At 46.5% G+C, this 15992-nt stretch carries 19 protein-coding genes; 10 read left to right on the forward strand and 9 right to left on the reverse strand.

The window, feature by feature from the left end:
- Positions 1-158 precede the first annotated feature (158 nt).
- Positions 159-881 (forward strand): SDR family oxidoreductase, encoded by a 723-nt coding sequence (locus tag ACYZZ0_RS12865; RefSeq protein WP_461537038.1) that lies wholly within the window; start codon positions 159-161, stop codon positions 879-881.
- Positions 882-913: 32 nt separating this feature from the next.
- Here the strand turns inward: ACYZZ0_RS12865 and ACYZZ0_RS12870 are convergent, their stop codons facing one another.
- From ACYZZ0_RS12870 to ACYZZ0_RS12880, 3 genes are all read right to left on the reverse strand, one after another.
- Positions 914-1855, reverse strand: coding sequence for a DMT family transporter (locus tag ACYZZ0_RS12870; RefSeq protein WP_461537039.1), 942 nt, complete (start codon positions 1853-1855; stop codon positions 914-916).
- A 99-nt stretch (positions 1856-1954) separates the two neighbouring features.
- Entirely contained in the window at positions 1955-2662 is a 708-nt protein-coding gene (locus ACYZZ0_RS12875) for a helix-turn-helix domain-containing protein (protein ID WP_461537040.1), read from the reverse strand.
- A gap of 78 nt (positions 2663-2740) precedes the next feature.
- Entirely contained in the window at positions 2741-3136 is a 396-nt protein-coding gene (locus ACYZZ0_RS12880) for a glutaredoxin domain-containing protein (RefSeq protein WP_461537041.1), read from the reverse strand.
- A gap of 90 nt (positions 3137-3226) precedes the next feature.
- Here ACYZZ0_RS12880 and ACYZZ0_RS12885 point away from each other — a divergent pair, with 90 nt between their 5' ends.
- The 5 genes from ACYZZ0_RS12885 to ACYZZ0_RS12905 all read left to right on the forward strand — a co-directional run bounded on the left by ACYZZ0_RS12885 (position 3227) and on the right by ACYZZ0_RS12905 (position 7416).
- Positions 3227-4393, forward strand: a complete 1167-nt coding sequence (locus ACYZZ0_RS12885) for a dipeptidase (RefSeq protein ID WP_461537042.1) — start codon at positions 3227-3229, stop codon at positions 4391-4393.
- Positions 4394-4437: 44 nt separating this feature from the next.
- A complete protein-coding gene (locus ACYZZ0_RS12890; RefSeq protein ID WP_461537043.1) occupies positions 4438-5166 on the forward strand; it encodes a 5-oxoprolinase subunit PxpA in 729 nt (242 codons plus the stop codon).
- Positions 5163-5861, forward strand: a complete 699-nt coding sequence (pxpB, locus tag ACYZZ0_RS12895; RefSeq protein ID WP_461537044.1) for a 5-oxoprolinase subunit PxpB — start codon at positions 5163-5165, stop codon at positions 5859-5861. Before ACYZZ0_RS12890 ends, pxpB begins: the two co-directional genes overlap by 4 nt.
- The gene (locus tag ACYZZ0_RS12900) at positions 5843-6793 is read left to right on the forward strand and encodes a 5-oxoprolinase subunit C family protein (RefSeq protein WP_461537045.1); all 951 of its coding nucleotides are present in this window, start codon (positions 5843-5845) and stop codon (positions 6791-6793) included. The genes pxpB and ACYZZ0_RS12900 overlap by 19 nt, the downstream gene beginning before the upstream one ends.
- A gap of 170 nt (positions 6794-6963) precedes the next feature.
- A complete protein-coding gene (locus tag ACYZZ0_RS12905; protein WP_461537046.1) occupies positions 6964-7416 on the forward strand; it encodes a hypothetical protein in 453 nt (150 codons plus the stop codon).
- 259 nt (positions 7417-7675) lie between these two features.
- Here the strand turns inward: ACYZZ0_RS12905 and ACYZZ0_RS12910 are convergent, their stop codons facing one another.
- Positions 7676-7825: a hypothetical protein gene (locus tag ACYZZ0_RS12910; protein ID WP_461537047.1), complete on the reverse strand. Its 150-nt coding sequence runs from the start codon at positions 7823-7825 to the stop codon at positions 7676-7678.
- 249 nt (positions 7826-8074) lie between these two features.
- On the opposite strand from ACYZZ0_RS12910, the gene ACYZZ0_RS12915 reads away from it, so the two are divergent.
- The 4 genes from ACYZZ0_RS12915 (at position 8075) to ACYZZ0_RS12930 (ending at position 10424) form a co-directional block, all read left to right on the forward strand.
- Positions 8075-8461: a hypothetical protein gene (locus ACYZZ0_RS12915; RefSeq protein WP_461537048.1), complete on the forward strand. Its 387-nt coding sequence runs from the start codon at positions 8075-8077 to the stop codon at positions 8459-8461.
- A 98-nt stretch (positions 8462-8559) separates the two neighbouring features.
- Complete coding sequence (locus ACYZZ0_RS12920; RefSeq protein WP_461537049.1) at positions 8560-9189, forward strand: hypothetical protein; 630 nt, start codon at positions 8560-8562, stop codon at positions 9187-9189.
- Between the two features lie 109 nt (positions 9190-9298).
- Positions 9299-9424 carry a hypothetical protein gene (locus ACYZZ0_RS12925; protein WP_461537050.1) on the forward strand — a complete coding sequence of 42 codons (126 nt, stop codon included), beginning with the start codon at positions 9299-9301 and terminating at the stop codon, positions 9422-9424.
- 412 nt (positions 9425-9836) lie between these two features.
- Positions 9837-10424 (forward strand): porin family protein, encoded by a 588-nt coding sequence (locus tag ACYZZ0_RS12930; protein ID WP_461537051.1) that lies wholly within the window; start codon positions 9837-9839, stop codon positions 10422-10424.
- 54 nt (positions 10425-10478) lie between these two features.
- Here ACYZZ0_RS12930 and ACYZZ0_RS12935 read toward each other — a convergent pair whose 3' ends face one another.
- The 5 genes from ACYZZ0_RS12935 to cydX form a co-directional block, all read right to left on the reverse strand.
- Positions 10479-13586, reverse strand: coding sequence for an AAA family ATPase (locus ACYZZ0_RS12935; RefSeq protein WP_461537052.1), 3108 nt, complete (start codon positions 13584-13586; stop codon positions 10479-10481).
- Between the two features lie 441 nt (positions 13587-14027).
- On the reverse strand, positions 14028-14339 hold the full coding sequence (locus ACYZZ0_RS12940; RefSeq protein WP_461537053.1) for a c-type cytochrome: 312 nt from the start codon (positions 14337-14339) through the stop codon (positions 14028-14030).
- Between the two features lie 176 nt (positions 14340-14515).
- Positions 14516-14932: a GNAT family N-acetyltransferase gene (locus ACYZZ0_RS12945; RefSeq protein WP_461537054.1), complete on the reverse strand. Its 417-nt coding sequence runs from the start codon at positions 14930-14932 to the stop codon at positions 14516-14518.
- Positions 14933-15041: 109 nt separating this feature from the next.
- Complete coding sequence (locus ACYZZ0_RS12950) at positions 15042-15554, reverse strand: GNAT family N-acetyltransferase (protein WP_461537055.1); 513 nt, start codon at positions 15552-15554, stop codon at positions 15042-15044.
- A gap of 311 nt (positions 15555-15865) precedes the next feature.
- Complete coding sequence (cydX, locus tag ACYZZ0_RS12955; protein ID WP_461537056.1) at positions 15866-15991, reverse strand: cytochrome bd-I oxidase subunit CydX; 126 nt, start codon at positions 15989-15991, stop codon at positions 15866-15868.
- Position 15992 lies beyond the last annotated feature (1 nt).

Below are 15992 nucleotides of genomic sequence, written 5' to 3' on the forward strand. Positions count from 1 at the left end.
CCAGCAGAAGATTCGGCCATGATTTTATTTGCATAATGCCAGTGCCTGAGTCTCTTTGAGCGGGAAAGCCGAATACAGCTCAAACCCGGGTGGACGGTATAAAGGTATAATGTATAGCCGAAAGTTTTGTGTTCTGACTGATTGTTGTTGTAAACCTGATGATAAATAAGATGGTGGGTGACCTGACCGGTCACCGAATTGTAGTAACGGGCAGTAAAGGTTTACTGGGCTCAGGTATTGTGTCGTTTTTGCATCAACAGGGGTGTAGAGTCATTGCTGTTGATCTTGAGCCGGCACCTGTTGATCTTGATCCTGCTATTGAATGGCACCAGCTTGATTTAAGTGATTCAACTGCCATTGAAGCTTTTGCTGCCGGATTGCAGCAACCACTGCATGGTCTGGTCAATAATGCTGCTGTCAGTAATCCCTACAATGACCCGGTTGCAATGCTCGATCTTAGTGACTGGAACCGTGTCATTGCCATCAACCTGACAGCACCAATGCTGCTGGTAAAGCATCTGTCATCATTGATGGTGGATGGCAGTAGTATCGTGAATATTGCATCGACCCGGGCGGAGCAGTCAGAGCCACACAGCGAGGCATATGCCGCATCCAAGGGCGGATTGGTTTCCCTGACCCATGCACTGGCGGTAAGCCTGGGGCCGAAGATCAGGGTAAACTGTATCAGCCCGGGCTGGATCAGTGACCAGCAGGGGTTAACAGAAACTGATCATCAGCAGCACCCGGTCGGCCGGGTAGGGAATGTAGATGATATCAGTCATGCTACGGCCTTTTTGCTGTCATCCTGCTCCGGATTTGTGACCGGGCAGAATTGGGTCATTGCTGGCGGTATGACCCGTAAAATGATTTATGAGGAATAAATAGAGATCGAAAGATGCCAGTGAGATATTTTCTAACTGGCACACTCTTTTCCCTCCCTCTGGCAGGCTTTTGAAATCACTGGCAGCTTTAACGTTTGTAGCATCAGGCAAATGGCAATAAACAGCATTCCAAACCAGCCAACAGCACTGAACGCTTCCTTCACAATAATGACTGCCAGAAAGGTTGCAACGACCGGCTCCAGTAAAGTGATCAGCGTAGCTCGGCTGGCTTCAAGATGTTGTAATCCGTAACTGAATAACAGGTAGCCTGTAAACATCGGTATCACCGCCATATACAGGACAACAACGGTATTTGTTGTCGAGGCAAATAAATCATCACCGGTAAAGAATAGGGTAGGCAGCAGGATGAGTGCTGCAATACCAAACATACCGGCCATTGAGGACTCGGAACTGATCCCGCTGTCTATCATTTGCCGGGCTGCCCAGGAGTAGGTTGCATAGGTAAGTCCGGCAACGCCTCCCAGTATGATCCCTGAATATTGAAGCGTTATATCGGTTTCAAGTGCCATGTCTGGCTGTTTACCCAGCGTGAGGAGAAGAACACCAATAGCTCCAAATCCAAAACTGATGATCCATTGCAGTGATATCGGTCTTTTGTTGATGAGACGCTCCAGTAGAATTGAAAAAAAGGGTGCCGTTGCAAGTGATACAACTGTACCGATCGCTACCCCGGCCCAATTCATTGAGGTATAAAATGCCAGTGGATAAATGGCGATAGACAAGGCTCCGCTGAACAGTAGCTTTGGACGGGCAGCTAGTTTGTTGATTTCCTCTAATAAAGCTATACGTGCACAAAATAAGAGCAACAGGCCAGCAATACCCATAGCAAAGGCACCGGTGGCGAGCGGGCTTACATTCGGGGTAAAACTGGCAGCTGTGCCTGTCGTGCCCCATAAAAAGCTGGCGAGAGAGATAGCAATTACCCCAGTTGTTGTTTCATTTTTCCAGAACATACCTGCTTCACAATTCGTTGGATTATGAATCGCAGTATAGGGTGGAGAGATGTTATTAATTTTGCTGAAAGGACGCTTTTGTCTGCTGTGTGGACGCAACTAGCAAGATATTTTGGAAGGCGGCAGACCAAAATATTGAGAGAAGCGTCGGCTAAAGGCTGAGTAGTCGTTGTAGCCAACCTTTTCAGCAACAATCTGATTGGGATAATCGGTATGAATCAAGAGTGCCTGTGCTTTCTCCATGCGAAATTTAATGATGTACTGAATAGCCGTTAACCCTGTTTGCTCTTTAAACAGCTTTTTAAACTGGGTCGGGCTCAGGCATGCGACACGTGCCAATTCATTTATTGGCAGTTCATCGGTGATATGGGCTTCGATATACTCGACAGCTTCCCGAATCCGGTGATCAAATTGCTTGAATAGCCTTTGTTCACCCAGCATTTCAAAAAACAGGTGATAGCTAAGCTGCTCCAGATTTTTATTAATCTGATATTCCAGCTGAGACTCTACAAATCTTAGAAAATGGCTCAGGGGCTGAGTAATCGAAAATACAATGGTATTTGAGCAGGAAATATTTTCCGGCAGCTCATCCATATCAGCCACCACAAACCTTGCCTCGGTATCAGCAGTAAACCCGTGTGTGCTGCCTGCTTTAATAACAAGGCATTCTCCCGGCGTAACTTTCCCCCTGTATCCATTCACTTCAATGTTAATTACCCCTCGCAAAGGCAGCACCAGCTGATGATAGCTGTGTGAGTGCTGCATTTTCTGACGGCTGTATGAGCGAATGGATAATGTATTTGGCATCTGTGTAAAAGGTCTTCAAAGTAAAAAGGCCTGAAAGCATATGCTTTCAGGCCTTTTGGGTTTTGCTTATGACTACTTTCAGCTTTGCCCTGCTGGTTGGAGCTTTCCGGCAAATCGCTGCTCAAGGTATTCAGCAATGGCGGAAGACTCATACATCCACTGCACACTGCCGTTATCGTCGGTAATTTTCAGGCAGGGAACCTGAATTTTACCGCCGGACTGTTCCAGCTCGGCACGGTAAGCTGGATTGTTAGCCGCGTCACGCAGTTCGATGTTGAGATTCAGCTTGTGAATCACACGCCGGGTCTTGATACAGAAAGGACAGCCGTTGAACTGGTACAGCTTCAGGTTTTTAGTCGCCTGATCAACCTGTGCCTGTTCTTCTGCAGCCCGTTTCATCTTGCGGGGGCGGGTCAGCAGATCAATGGCAATCACAATATAACCCAGACCGTTGCGAATCAGCTTCAACAACATGGGGGATACTCCATAGCGTCTTTTTTTGTCCCGCCATTGTACGTATATTTAGACTGAACTGAAGTCTATTTACGACACCCGCAGGCTGATATGAGCAAACTGTATTCTATTTCTGCCACTGTTTCTGCCGTCTGCGTGGTGATGATCCTGATCTTTGTTCCCCCGCTCGTGGAAAAGGCCCGCAACAAAGTAGCTCCCCACAAACCTTTTGTTATTTCTGAAAAAGCTCAAAAACTGCATCAGAATCTGCTGGTAGGTGACCTGCATGCAGACAGTCTGCTGTGGAATCGCAATCTGGCTGAACGGGCTGACTATGGCCACCTTGATTTGCCGAGGCTGCGTGAAGGTAATGTTGCTATTCAGGCATTTACCGCTGTTACCAAGTCGCCCAAGGGGCAGAACTATCATTCCAATCCTGATGATGTGTCTGACAATATTACTCTTCTGGCTCTGGTGCAGGCCTGGCCGCCGAACACTTGGGACAGTTTGCTGCAACGGGCGCTGTATCAGGCTGAAAGATTGCAGCAGTTGGCACAAAAGAATCCGCAACAGCTGAAGGTTATTGCAACGCGTCAGGATCTGGAACAGGTACTGGCCAGCAGAGCTGAAGGCAGTCAGCAAATTGCCGGCTTCCTTGGTACTGAAGGCTCTCATGCACTGGAAGGTAAGCTGGAAAATATCCAGCGTCTGTACGATGCAGGCTATCGAATGATGGGGTTGCAGCACTTTTTCGATAATGAACTGGGTGGTTCATTACACGGTGAAAGTAATGCAGGTTTGACCAGGTTTGGACAACAGGCGCTGCAGGAAATGGAGCGGCTGAATATCATTGTCGATCTTGCCCACTCGTCGGAGTCGGTAGTCAGGGATGTACTGGCCCAGGCAAAACGGCCGGTCGTGATCTCCCATACCGGCATAAAAGGCACCTGTAACAGCCCGAGAAATATATCAGATCAACTGATGCAGCAGATTGCTGCCAAGGGCGGGCTGATCGGTATCGGTTTCTGGGATGCTGTCTGTGATGTATCGCCCGAAGGGATTGTCAGAACACTGCGATATGCTATCGACCTTGTCGGCGTAGAACATGTGGCGCTGGGATCTGACTTTGACGGCAGTGTTACTACAGCACTGGATGCATCGGAACTGGCCGTATTGACACAAACCATGCTGCAGCAGGGCTTTACAGAAACAGAAATTCGTCGGGTAATGGGAGAAAACCTGCGGGACTTTCTGCTGCAGTATCTGCCACAATCGTAATAAAACAAATAATTAAATGCGCCAGCTGGCGGGGAGTACCTTCAGTGAAACTCAACTGTGATATGGGTGAAAGCTACGGTAGCTGGGTGATGGGCAATGACGAAGCGGTGATGCCCTGGGTTGATATGGCCAATATTGCCTGCGGTTTTCATGCGTCTGATCCCCAGACCATGTTCCGAACCATTCAGCTGGCGGTTAAAAATCATGTGACTATTGGCGCCCATCCGGGCTATGACGATAAACAGGGCTTTGGTCGTCGTTCAATACCCCATACTCCGACAGCGATTACCTCGCTGGTGGCTTACCAGACCGGCGCCCTTGATGCGATCTGTCAGTTTCACGATACTAATGTCAGCTATGTAAAACCGCATGGCGCGTTGTACCACGATATGATGGCGATCCCCGAAGTGTATGAAGCGATTCTGCAGGCGGTTGCGGGACTGGATCGCAATCCTTCACTGGTCATTCTGGCCCGGCTGGATAATCGGGAATATATCGATCTGGCGCGGGAGTATGGTGTGTCACTGATCTTTGAAGCTTTTGCTGACAGGGCTTACAGTGATGATGGTTCGCTGGTAGATCGTTCTGAGCCGGGAGCGGTATTCCATGATGAAATCAGGATTCTGCAACAGGTACAGGGACTAGCCAATGGTGAAGTGATTACCCGGGAGGGCAATACTCTGGAGCTGGAAGCCAATACAGTTTGTGTACATGGCGACAACCCGGAGTCAGTCGCGCTGATCCAGCGGATTTATCAGGAGTTAAACAGATGATCCGGATTGCTCCGGTGTCGGAGTGTGAGCTGCTGATCACTCTGGGAGAACGTATTGATACCGGGCTGGCGGAACAGACCGGCCGCTATGGAGAAATAATACGTCAGTCATTCGGTAGTGAACTGATTGAAGTTATTCCTTCCTATACGACAATTTTTATTCAGTATCATCCGCTCAAAACAGACTTTGATAGTCTGCATCATAAGCTGCAGCAGCTACTGGGTAAGTCATTCAGAGAAAACTCTGAATCAAAGTTGGATGCTCTTATCCTGCCAGTATTTTATTCATCCCAAACAGGACCTGATCTGGAAAATATTGCTGATCAACACAATATAACGGTTGAAGAAGTGATCGAGCGCCACTCTCGGCAGGAATATACCGTTTGTGCCATTGGCTTCGCGCCCGGCTTTGCTTTTCTGGCATCGGTCGACCCGATAATAGCTACACCACGCCGGGCTACTTCCAGAGTGAAGGTGCCTGCCGGTAGTGTCGGTATAGCCGATACCCAGACCGCTGTTTATCCTGCCGAAACACCGGGAGGCTGGAATATTATTGGTAACTGTCCGGTATCTCTTTTCAGTCCGAACAGCCAGCCTGTAAGCCCGTTTATTGTTGGTCGTAAAGTACGTTTCAAACCCGTGGATCAGCAGGAATTTGTACAGCTGGGAGGTACGCTGTGTCCCGACTGGAAGTAATCTCACCCGGTATACTGACCTTATTACAGGATACAGGACGTTTTGGTTATGGCCATTTGGGTATGGCCCAGGGTGGGGCGCTGGATCTGCAGGCTTATTGCTGGGCCAATCATCTGCTTGGGAATAGTATGGATTGCCCTCAGCTGGAAATCACTTTAGGCCAGGCTGCTTTCAAGGCACATGACGATATGCTGCTGGCACTGACCGGCGCTGATATGAGAGCTACTGTGGATGGAGTTCCCCTGAAACCATGGCAAACCTTTGAATTACGCAGAGGGCAGATCCTGAAGTTTCAGTTCGCCACCGAAGGAATGCGTGCTTATCTGGCGACACCAAGTGGATTTAATACTCAAAAAACCTTCGGCAGCGCAGCAACAGTGACCCGGGACAAGCTGGGTGGGCTGATGGCAGAAGGTGCTGATATTGGAGAAGGAATGCCTCTGCAGTCCGGAGACTGGCTGCAAGTAGAAGGCAGCAAAACAACGGATTCCAGATTTTCGAAAATGGTACCGGCAGACTGGGTTCCCAAATATGGTAATTCGGTTCAGCTGCGCGTGATTGAATCTTACCAACAGGATCAGTTCTCAGCTCAGCAGAAGCAGCAGTTCTATAACAGTACCTTCACAATATCCCCTGACAGCAATCGTATGGGCTGCAGATTAAAGGGTAATCCGGTGCTGGCTGGTGCTCAGGGGATAATCTCGGAAGGTATTGCCCTGGGAGCGATCCAGATTCCTCCGGATGGCCAGCCGGTAATACTAATGAATGACCGGCAGACTCTGGGCGGCTACAGCAAGTTGGGCTGTGTTGCTCGAATGGATTTGCCAAAGCTGGCTCAGGCGAGACCGGGGCAGCAAGTGCAGTTTGTCTCGGCAGATCATCAGCAATTGTTGAGTGAACTAAAAAAGTTTATGAAATTTTTTTCGTTATGATGCTTTCATTTTTTAAACGGGTTGTGATATAAAAAATACTCACTTAATACAGTGCTATTATTTTTGTGCTGTTAATTACTGAATCTCTTAGTTAATACATATAAAAAGGTAGTCAGCCTATATAATAAATACCCCTAGCAAAAAAAATATGGCTCCCGGGAATAGAAAAAATGTATCAACCGGAAGCTGAGGTCTCTATGACTGTCAATGTAAGGGTTATCAATGACCCACCTGCTGCATTAGTAGCTATTGTTATGATCCCCGCTGTAATCGGTGGGTTGTGCTATTTGGCATATAACTTGATCATCGATTTTCAATCCTATAGTGCACCGTATAATGTGCTGGTAGGATTCTACTATTATACCGTTGTTTTACCTTTTAAAAGCATTGGTATGGTGTTTGGGTTCCTGAATAATCTTGGTATTACGCCATTTCCCAATTTGAATTTCTGTATAACGCTGCTGCTAACTGTATTCTATATTTTCTTTCAGCTTTTTATACTCGCGTGGATTTGTGAGACGGTTGGAGAGGGAATGGTGCCAGTGTTATTTGTTTTACCTGGTCTTCTTGCATTAGGTTTACTGATACTGCAGATTCTATTCCTCTGGTTATTTGCTATCTGATATTGCCGGGTATTTAATCTCTATTGAAGACATCGGGAGTTCGATCTGATGTCTTCAAGAATTACTTCCGAGTCAAAGTACTGTTCCTGAAAAGCCACCTGCCGCATGATTACTGAGGTGGTCAGGCTGGAACCGCTAACTGATAACAACAGTTTGTCTTCGACATCATTTGCCCGATGTATGACTGCGTACAGCTAGCCTCAATCGTTGTGGCGGGCTTGTTCAGTCCCGGAATATAAGCATCAACTCCATCACCATCTCAGGCTTTAGTGCCCGGGATAATGCCATAGTTGACCGGATAGATATATCTGAACTTCGGGTGCCTGCTACCCAGTGGGTGCTCCACTTCAGCAGTAACGATCTTTCCCAGCCAGGCCAGATAACTGGTCTTTTCATTGTTCACTTTCATTTTGTTATCGGTCGTTTAGGGTAGTTCTGTGGCGTCTCTGAATTTGTCAGTCTGATATTGCTTTTTTGGTATATAAATATTGCTATTCAGCGAAAAAGTACGTCAGCTTTTATGCCTATACATGTCCGTTCTGTTTGGTACATCCAGCTGTATTGTAAATATCCCTTCAGTCCGAAGTTATGGCGCGCCATGGGCGAGTGGCGGGGGCCGTGGGTTTATCATGAAACAAAAAAGAATCATGAGGAGCGAATGCGGGTTGTCAGAGTGACGGAGTTGCGGCGTGCGCTGGATGTAATGAATGAATATCAGGTTTCTGAAAAGAATCTACCCGATGCCAGAGTCAAACTACTGAGTTTTATCGAAGAGCTGTATCGTGTGAATGAGGGGAAGTATGTCTGTATGTCGTATGTTGGCTTTTCGGACAAACCCAGAGTATTGAAACGCATAGAGCTGGAAATCCCCATCATGCCTTATGGTGAAAGTATTGTTGAAGAAAGTGAATTCCTGACGATATGGAGCCATGGCAGGGGTGTTGATAACAAGTCAAAGACCAGAAGGCATACTTCGGTGGGGGAGCTGGACTTCTCCGAGGTGGCCGGGGTCACACCGCAGGCCGATTCAGAGCAGGCTGGATAAGGCAAAAAAAGTGGCTTGACCTTAAAGTTGGCAACACTTTAATGTCATTTATTGAGTTTTCAAAACTCAAACCGCCACCATAAAACACGGAGACGTTTATGAACAGCTATGCAGGGATTGCAGCAGGCTTGATTTTATTCAGTGGTAGCGTTGTTGCGGATGGTATATCGGTCGGACTGGGCAGCCTGGGGGTAGGTGGTCAGTATGTCCATACAATCAGTGACAGTCTGGATGTTCGTCTTGCTGTCAGCGGGTATAACTATGACCGTGATGTGAAGCCCGACTCTCTGAAATATAAAGCCGAGCTGGAGCTGATGGGTGCTGGTGCGGTACTGGATTATCGCCCCTGGCAGAGTGGGTTTCGGGTGAGTGCCGGTGTTTATCATAATGGCAATAATTTCAGTGCCAAATCAAAAGGCGGAACCGGTACGGTCAAAATTGGTGGCACAACATACAACCTCAATAACGTTGGTACCCTCAAGGCCCAGGTTGATTATAAATCGGTAGCCACCTATGTGGGCATGGGTTATGACTGGCGCCTTGGTGACAGCTGGTCAATGACAGCGGATGCCGGTGCTTATTTTCAGGGCAATCCCAGTGTCAAGTTCAAAGCCTCTGGCGCAGTTGCTGCTGCAGATCTTGAGAAGGAAAAAAAGGAACTCAAAGACTGGGCGGACAAGCTGAAAGTATATCCATTACTGCAACTTAATCTGATGTACAGTTTCTGAGTCATATTTAATCCGGAATGAACCTGTGCCTGCCGCTTTTGTAATAGCTGTTGATTAAGAGGGCAGGCTTTGGTGCAGGAAGCTGGTTCGGGTTACCGGGTTGAAGGTCATGGGCCTCAACCTGTTTGCTCCCCGGAGTCTGGGAGATATCCCGGATAGCTGGACTGTGTTGGGAAACAATGCCAATCCGTTTTTGACGGTGCTGGAGACGCTGGGTAAGCGGGAGCTGGCGTAAAATCTTGGTGAATTATTTTATTCATGATGAACAGACCGAGCAGGAGGGCGTATTCGCTCAAGACAGTCTTGACCCTGAAGCTATTTTTATTTATACGCTCACCTGCTTCTAACGAGAAAAGGATTTTATATGGTTATAATCCTTTTCTCGTTAAAGATAGATTATAAAATTCTGAATGCTATCAGGTACGAATGAGAGTCGAAGATATAAGAAATAAAACGTATAAATCTACCGGGATAAACTAGTTTGATCTTAGGGGGGAAATCAAAATAGCTGATTTTTGTCTGTGTAATTCTATGTAACTTTTAAGGTAAGTCGCTATTTTTTAATATTGCAATCCTGATTAATCTTCGCTGCTCTTAATTCAAGTGTCTCGCTATCAAGGCGTGGGTTTTCAGGAATAAATAAGTAAATGAATTTGATTAAAGCTACTGCAGTGGCTCTGATGGCTATTCCCGCTATTTCTTTTGCTGCTGACAGCGGTTTCTATGTATCAGGCCAGTATGGTGTATCCAAAGCTGATGCAGACTTTATCGACAGAGCTGAAGATTTGGGTATCGATGTTGATAAAGAAGATAAAAGCTATCGCTTTAACCTGGGTTACCAAATTAATAAAAATCTTGCTCTGGAAGCGTTTTATACAGATCTGGGTGAAATCTCAGGTCAGGCGATTGTTAACGAGTGGGATGAAAAGGTTGAAATGTCTGCAAAGGGCTATGGTTTGCAGGTTGTTGGTTTTCTTCCTGTGAATGAATATGTCTCCCTGTATGGCAAGGCCGGAGCTATTCGCTGGGATGTTGATGCTGAAAACAAATCACACCATCCAACATTTGGTGATGAGCAAAGATCCGCTTCTGATGATGGAACCGATGTTGCTTTTGGTGTAGGCGTTGACTTTAATATCAACAAGAGTTTTGCTGTTGGCCTGAATGCTGATCTGTACAAGCTGGATGATACAGATGTTTCTGTATACGGTGCCAGTGTGAAGTACAAGTTCTAAAGACAGTTTCTTCCCCCGCAAGCGATTATTTGCTGCGGGGGAATTTTGTATAATTTATGCGATATCTTCCTCTATCAGAGTTTGCAAGTCAGTATTGCTGAGACTTTCCAAACTTGCTGTTCCACTACAAATCCGTTGTTCCTGAGCCTGCACTGCATACTCAAAAAGGCCATATGCTTCTCTGGCGTTGCCAAAGTTTGAAACCTTTTCGGATTTGATTGAGTCCATTTTGGATTCAATAATGCTTTGTATATTGTCATCCAGTATGTAGCCGTTGTCAGTCACAATTTTTTCAAATATCGCTACAAGTTCAGATGTTGTGTAATCATCAAAGTGGATGGTTCTTGTGAATTGCGATGCAAACTCTGAACCAGAGGCAAGAAAGTCATTCATTTCTTTAGTATGGCCGGCAGCGATAACGATCAGGCTATCCCTTTTCTCTTCCATGTGCTGTGAAAGCGCTTCGGCCGTTTCCGTACTTTTGCCACTAAGTGCGTAAGCGTTATCAATTAACAGCAAACCACCTTCTGCAGAGTTAATAACTTCAAGTGTTTTCAGGGCAGTTTTGCCTGTATCTCTGGAGACCAGTCCGGAGGCGTCAGTTTCAATAACTTTCTGCTCGCTTATGATACCAAGCTCAAAAAGTATTTTGGCAATGATTTTGGCCACAACTGTTTTTCCCGTACCTGGATTACCGGTGAAAACCATATGATAGGGACGGGTGTTGCCAGTGGGTAGCCCTCGTCTGATGCGCTCGTTTTTGACTTTCATCTCATTGATAAGAGATTGAACGTTTTGTTTAACATGGGTTAGCCCGATCAAACTGTGAAGCTCTGAGATAGCATCATTCTTTTGGTGGGTATCTGATTCTGTCTCACTTTCTATCGCACGGAATATTTCTGCTGCGTGTTCATGGCCCTTGTCAGCAGCCCGTTTAGACCATTTGTAGGCCTCATCGATATTTTTATCAATACCGGTGCCAACATGGTAACACTGGCCCAGCATATACTGTGCATCGATATGGTCTTGTTCTGCCGCTTTTTGAAACCAGAGAACGGCTTGTTTTGTATCCTCTTTAACACCCTGACTATAGTAATGGCATCGGCCCAGGTGATATTGGGCTCCGGAGTGATTATCCCCAGCTGCTTTCATGAACCAGTAAACTGCTTTCTTATCGTTTTCTTCAACTCCCTGGCCATGGTAATAGCAGACCCCAAGTTGATACTGCGCTTCCGTATGATTGCGCTTGGCCGCTTTCAGAAACAGTGACGCAGCCCTTACGTCGTTTTCATAAACACCGTCTCCCCGGTAATAACATAACCCCAGCATGTATTGTGCATCGAGGTGATTCTTTTGAATGGCTCTCCGGAACCAGAAAACTGCTTTTTCGTCGTTTTCTTCAACCCCTTCACCATAGTAATAGCAACTGCCAAGCTGATATTGTGCGGGTGCGTGATTATGCTCGGCAGCTTTGGCAAACAATGAAACAGCTGTGGCTTTATCTTTCTTGACACCGTCCCCACGCAGGTAACAGAGGCCTAGAAGATGCTGAGCATTACGGTTGTTGCTGTCAGCAGCTTTCAGCAGCCATGAGACTGCTTGCTCATCGTTTTCTTCGACCTCATAACCATAGTAATAGCAGCGCCCAAGCTGAAACTGGGATGCAGGGTGGTTGTGCTCAGCAGCTTGCCTGTACCAGCAAATGGCTTGAGTCCGGTCCTTCTTGATACCATCTCCCCGGAAGTAACAGACGCCCAGCATATATTGCGCATCACGGTTGTTTTTGTCTGCTGACTTCTGAAACCAGGAAAAAGCCAGCTCGTTATTTTCTTCAACACCGTGGCCATAGTAATAGCATCTTCCAAGTCGGTACTGGGCTTTGGCGTGATTTTGCTCAGCTGCTTTCAGGAACCATGCAGCAGCCTCGCCGTTGTCTTCTTCAATTCCATGTCCCAGGTAGTAACAAAGACCCAGCATATATTGAGAATTGAGGTGATGCTTGTCAGCTGCTTTTCTGAACCATAGAACAGCCTGTGACTCACTTTCTTCAATACCCTGGCCATAGTAATAACAATATCCAAGCCAATATTGAGATTCAGTGTGATTATTTCTGGCGGCTTTCTGAAACCAGACAGCGGCTTGCTTGTCGTTTTCTTCGTAGCCTTCGCCATAGTAATAGCATCTGCCAATATGATACTGAGCTTTGGTGTGGTTCTGCTCGGCGGCTTTCAGATACCATGAGGCGGCCTTTGTATCGTCTTCCTCTACGCCTTCACCCTGGTAGTAACAGCGACCGAGTATATATTGCGCTTGAGGATTGTTTTCTTCCGCAGCTTTTGAAATCCATGATATGGCCTGCTTTTTGTCCTGCTCAACGCCAGTACCATGGAGGTAACATCTTCCAAGTTCGCACCGGGCTTGATTGTGCCCCTGTTCCGCCGCTTTCATAAACCATGCAACAGCCTGTGCTTCGTTCTTCTCGATTCCAATACCATTGAAATAGCAAGCGCCTAGCTGATACTGGGCTTCAATGTAGTTATTTTCTGCTGCATTGCGAAACCAGTGAGCAGCCAGCTTGTGATTTTCTTCAATACCGTTGCCTGAGAAATAACACTCTCCGATTCGGTATTGGGCTTTTGTATGCCCTTGTCTGGCTGCTTTCAGGTAACAATTTGCAGCCTGTTCTTTATCTTTAAAGAAAGAAGAATAAAGCACGGCTGCATCATACTGGGCGTCACTGTGTCCTTCTTCTGCCGCTTCCAAATACCATTTCAGCGCTGTTTTTCTGGCTTCTCTTTCGCCTTCCTTATCGGCATCGGCTCTCATATCGGCCAGAAATTGATAGTGCCCTCCAAGCCAGTATTGGGCCTCCGAATTATTCTGGTTCGCTGATTTCAGAAACCAGCCATAAGCTCTACCGATACTGCGTCGAACTCCTCGTCCACGGGAATAACATTCCCCCAGCCTGGATTGTGCTTCACTGTGCCCCTTGGATGCTGAAATATAAAACAGGCAAATTGCTTCGGTCAGGCTTTTGGTATCTTCTTTGGTCTGATAAATCTGCATCCCAAGATCATAATAAAAGTCAGAGTGCTCACTGTAGTGGTTGTTCTTGATCTCAAAATCCAGTGTGGCTGGATTAAACGACTCAAAATGCTTCATTGAATGAAATTCTTATGCTTGATAGCTGCGACTTGCAGGAAAAGTATATGAGACACAAGGCTTCATATCTGTGGACATACTACCGTCCGGAGATATGGCCCTGGTTTGTTGTTGAAGGACGAAACGTGGGTCTCGATAGCTTGTCTGACAGGTTCAACAGAGAACCTGGAACGAACTGAATCTGGACTGGATTGTAACGACCTGTATCAGGGCAGGCTATGGAGGAAAATATCTACAAGGCAGTCGTCGTCTGATACTCAAGGTTTCGGTTTGGGAACAGTTTAATGTATGACTTGGAGGAATTGCTTGTATTGAGGGAAAAGTGAAAAACAGGAAATAGAAAAGCTAATGAGTAAATAAACAAGAAAAGGGGGGCGCTCGTGTGCTCCCCTCTTTATTATATAATCTAAACTTTCGGGCCGTTATTGCCTGTCGGCCGGTTTATTTCAATGAACTGTAATAAGCGGCCAGATTTGCGAGATCGGTATCATCCAGGGACGCTACCATGGGATACATCAGTGCAGACTGACCACCGGTCCGGCTTTTATTTTTGAAGGCTTTCAGGGATGACAGAAGATAAGCCTCATGTTGCCCCTTGAGGTTCGGATACACAGGTATTTTGGATACCCCGTCCATACCATGGCAGGCAGCACGCATTACAGCTTTGGCTTTTCCGGCTGCTACATCGGCACCATTAGCGACCATCGGTAACGTCAGTAACATTGCTACTGCAATAAAACGTCTTTTAAACATATCAAACTTCCTTTTTCTTATTTTGGGTGGCCCCGGTGTTAAACCACGCAGGCAGTGTAGCGTAAAGGCTATTATCACTGCCAGATGGGATTCGTGTTGGAGTTTATGTTGGCGGGATTCAGTATGACTAGTAAATGTAACTGGGTCGTATGTGAGGCTTATAGAGGATCAGGTTATTACAGAGCAGATTCCAGTGGAACACTCATTTTGAAATAGGGCACATCACTTTTGTAAAACCGCTCACCATAAGGCTTCATACCAAAACGCTGATAGAAGCCCATGGCTGATTCTCTGGCATCACACCAGAACCGGCTGAAGCCGTTGCGCTTTAGTTCGGACAGGATATGCTCCACCATTCGGGTGCCGATACCTTGCCCCTGTAATCCGGTGGCAGTGGCAAACTTGCGGAGCCGGGCGCTGTCTCCGTCCGGGTAAACAGAAGCTACAGAAACAAGTCTGCCGGCATGAAAGGCACCGAAATGCCAGGCATCTTTGTCGCCTTCAACATGACAGAATTCAGGTGCCTTTTCTGGCCAGAGCACAGCATGGCGGAGTGGAATGGTTTCTTGCCACTGAATTCGGCAGATTTCCATGTATAAAGATCCTGGAGAGATAACAGAAAGTGGAGGCATAGCATAAACAACGGTTACATCAGGCGCGCTGCCAGAGGTCATGCAAATGACTGATATCTCTCAGGCCCGTTCAGACAGTTGTTGTTTGCGAGCTTGTGCTTAAAAGCAGAATTTCCTCACCATTCCATTCAATAGGCTGGCTGTGCTTCAGTCCCAGCTTGTTCAACAGCTTAATGGAGCGGTCATTTTCCTTGATGGTAATTGCCAGAACAGGGTCCAGTGCCAGCTCGTCACGGGCAAATTTCATCACTTCTTCAGAGGCCTCATACGCATAACCCTGCCCCATATAGTCAGGCAAAAAGCCGAATCCGATATCGGCATGTTCCAAACCTTCTCTTCGCACCAGTCCGGACATACCTATTACCTCACCGGTAGCTTTCAGCTCAACAGCATACAGGCCGTATCCGTGCTCCTGATAACTGCTGATGAGCTTGTTAACCAGGAATGTTTCTGCATCCTGTACAGACTTTATATTTCGGTCACCGATATTCTTTATATAAAGCGGTGAGTTCATTAATTCATAGAGAAAGGATGCATCATCGGTATCAAATTCTCTGAGCTTCAAACGGACTGTTTCAAACATTATTGTTAGCTAAATCCTTGAACTTTATTTTTCATATTTTCGGGGCTACTGACGGAGTATCAGCGAAATGACAATTTTGATGTCTTTAGCTTTTATTGGTCAACCATTGCACCTGATGTGATGGCGGGTCAGAAAGATCATTTTCGGTGGTGAGAGGGGAAGGAAGTGAAGCTACACAAAGTTTGCAAAACAGTTAAATGTCGGGGAAACAAAAACGGGCCAGAGATCTGCAGTGAACTGCGTTGATCTGTAGCCCGTTTACTTCAATATTGTATTGTCGTTAGTAGCGCTGAGGCATTAACAACCAACAATCAGTCTTCTTCCAACTCTTTAAGCTTATTCTCAAAATCATGATCGTGGAACTCATACCACAACACATTAATAATGCCGAAAGAGCAGGCGAGCAGTACGCCGAGAATCCATGAGAAATACCACATT

This window comes from Spongorhabdus nitratireducens, assembly GCA_947387575.1.
GTDB lineage: Bacteria > Pseudomonadota > Gammaproteobacteria > Pseudomonadales > Endozoicomonadaceae > CANDOC01.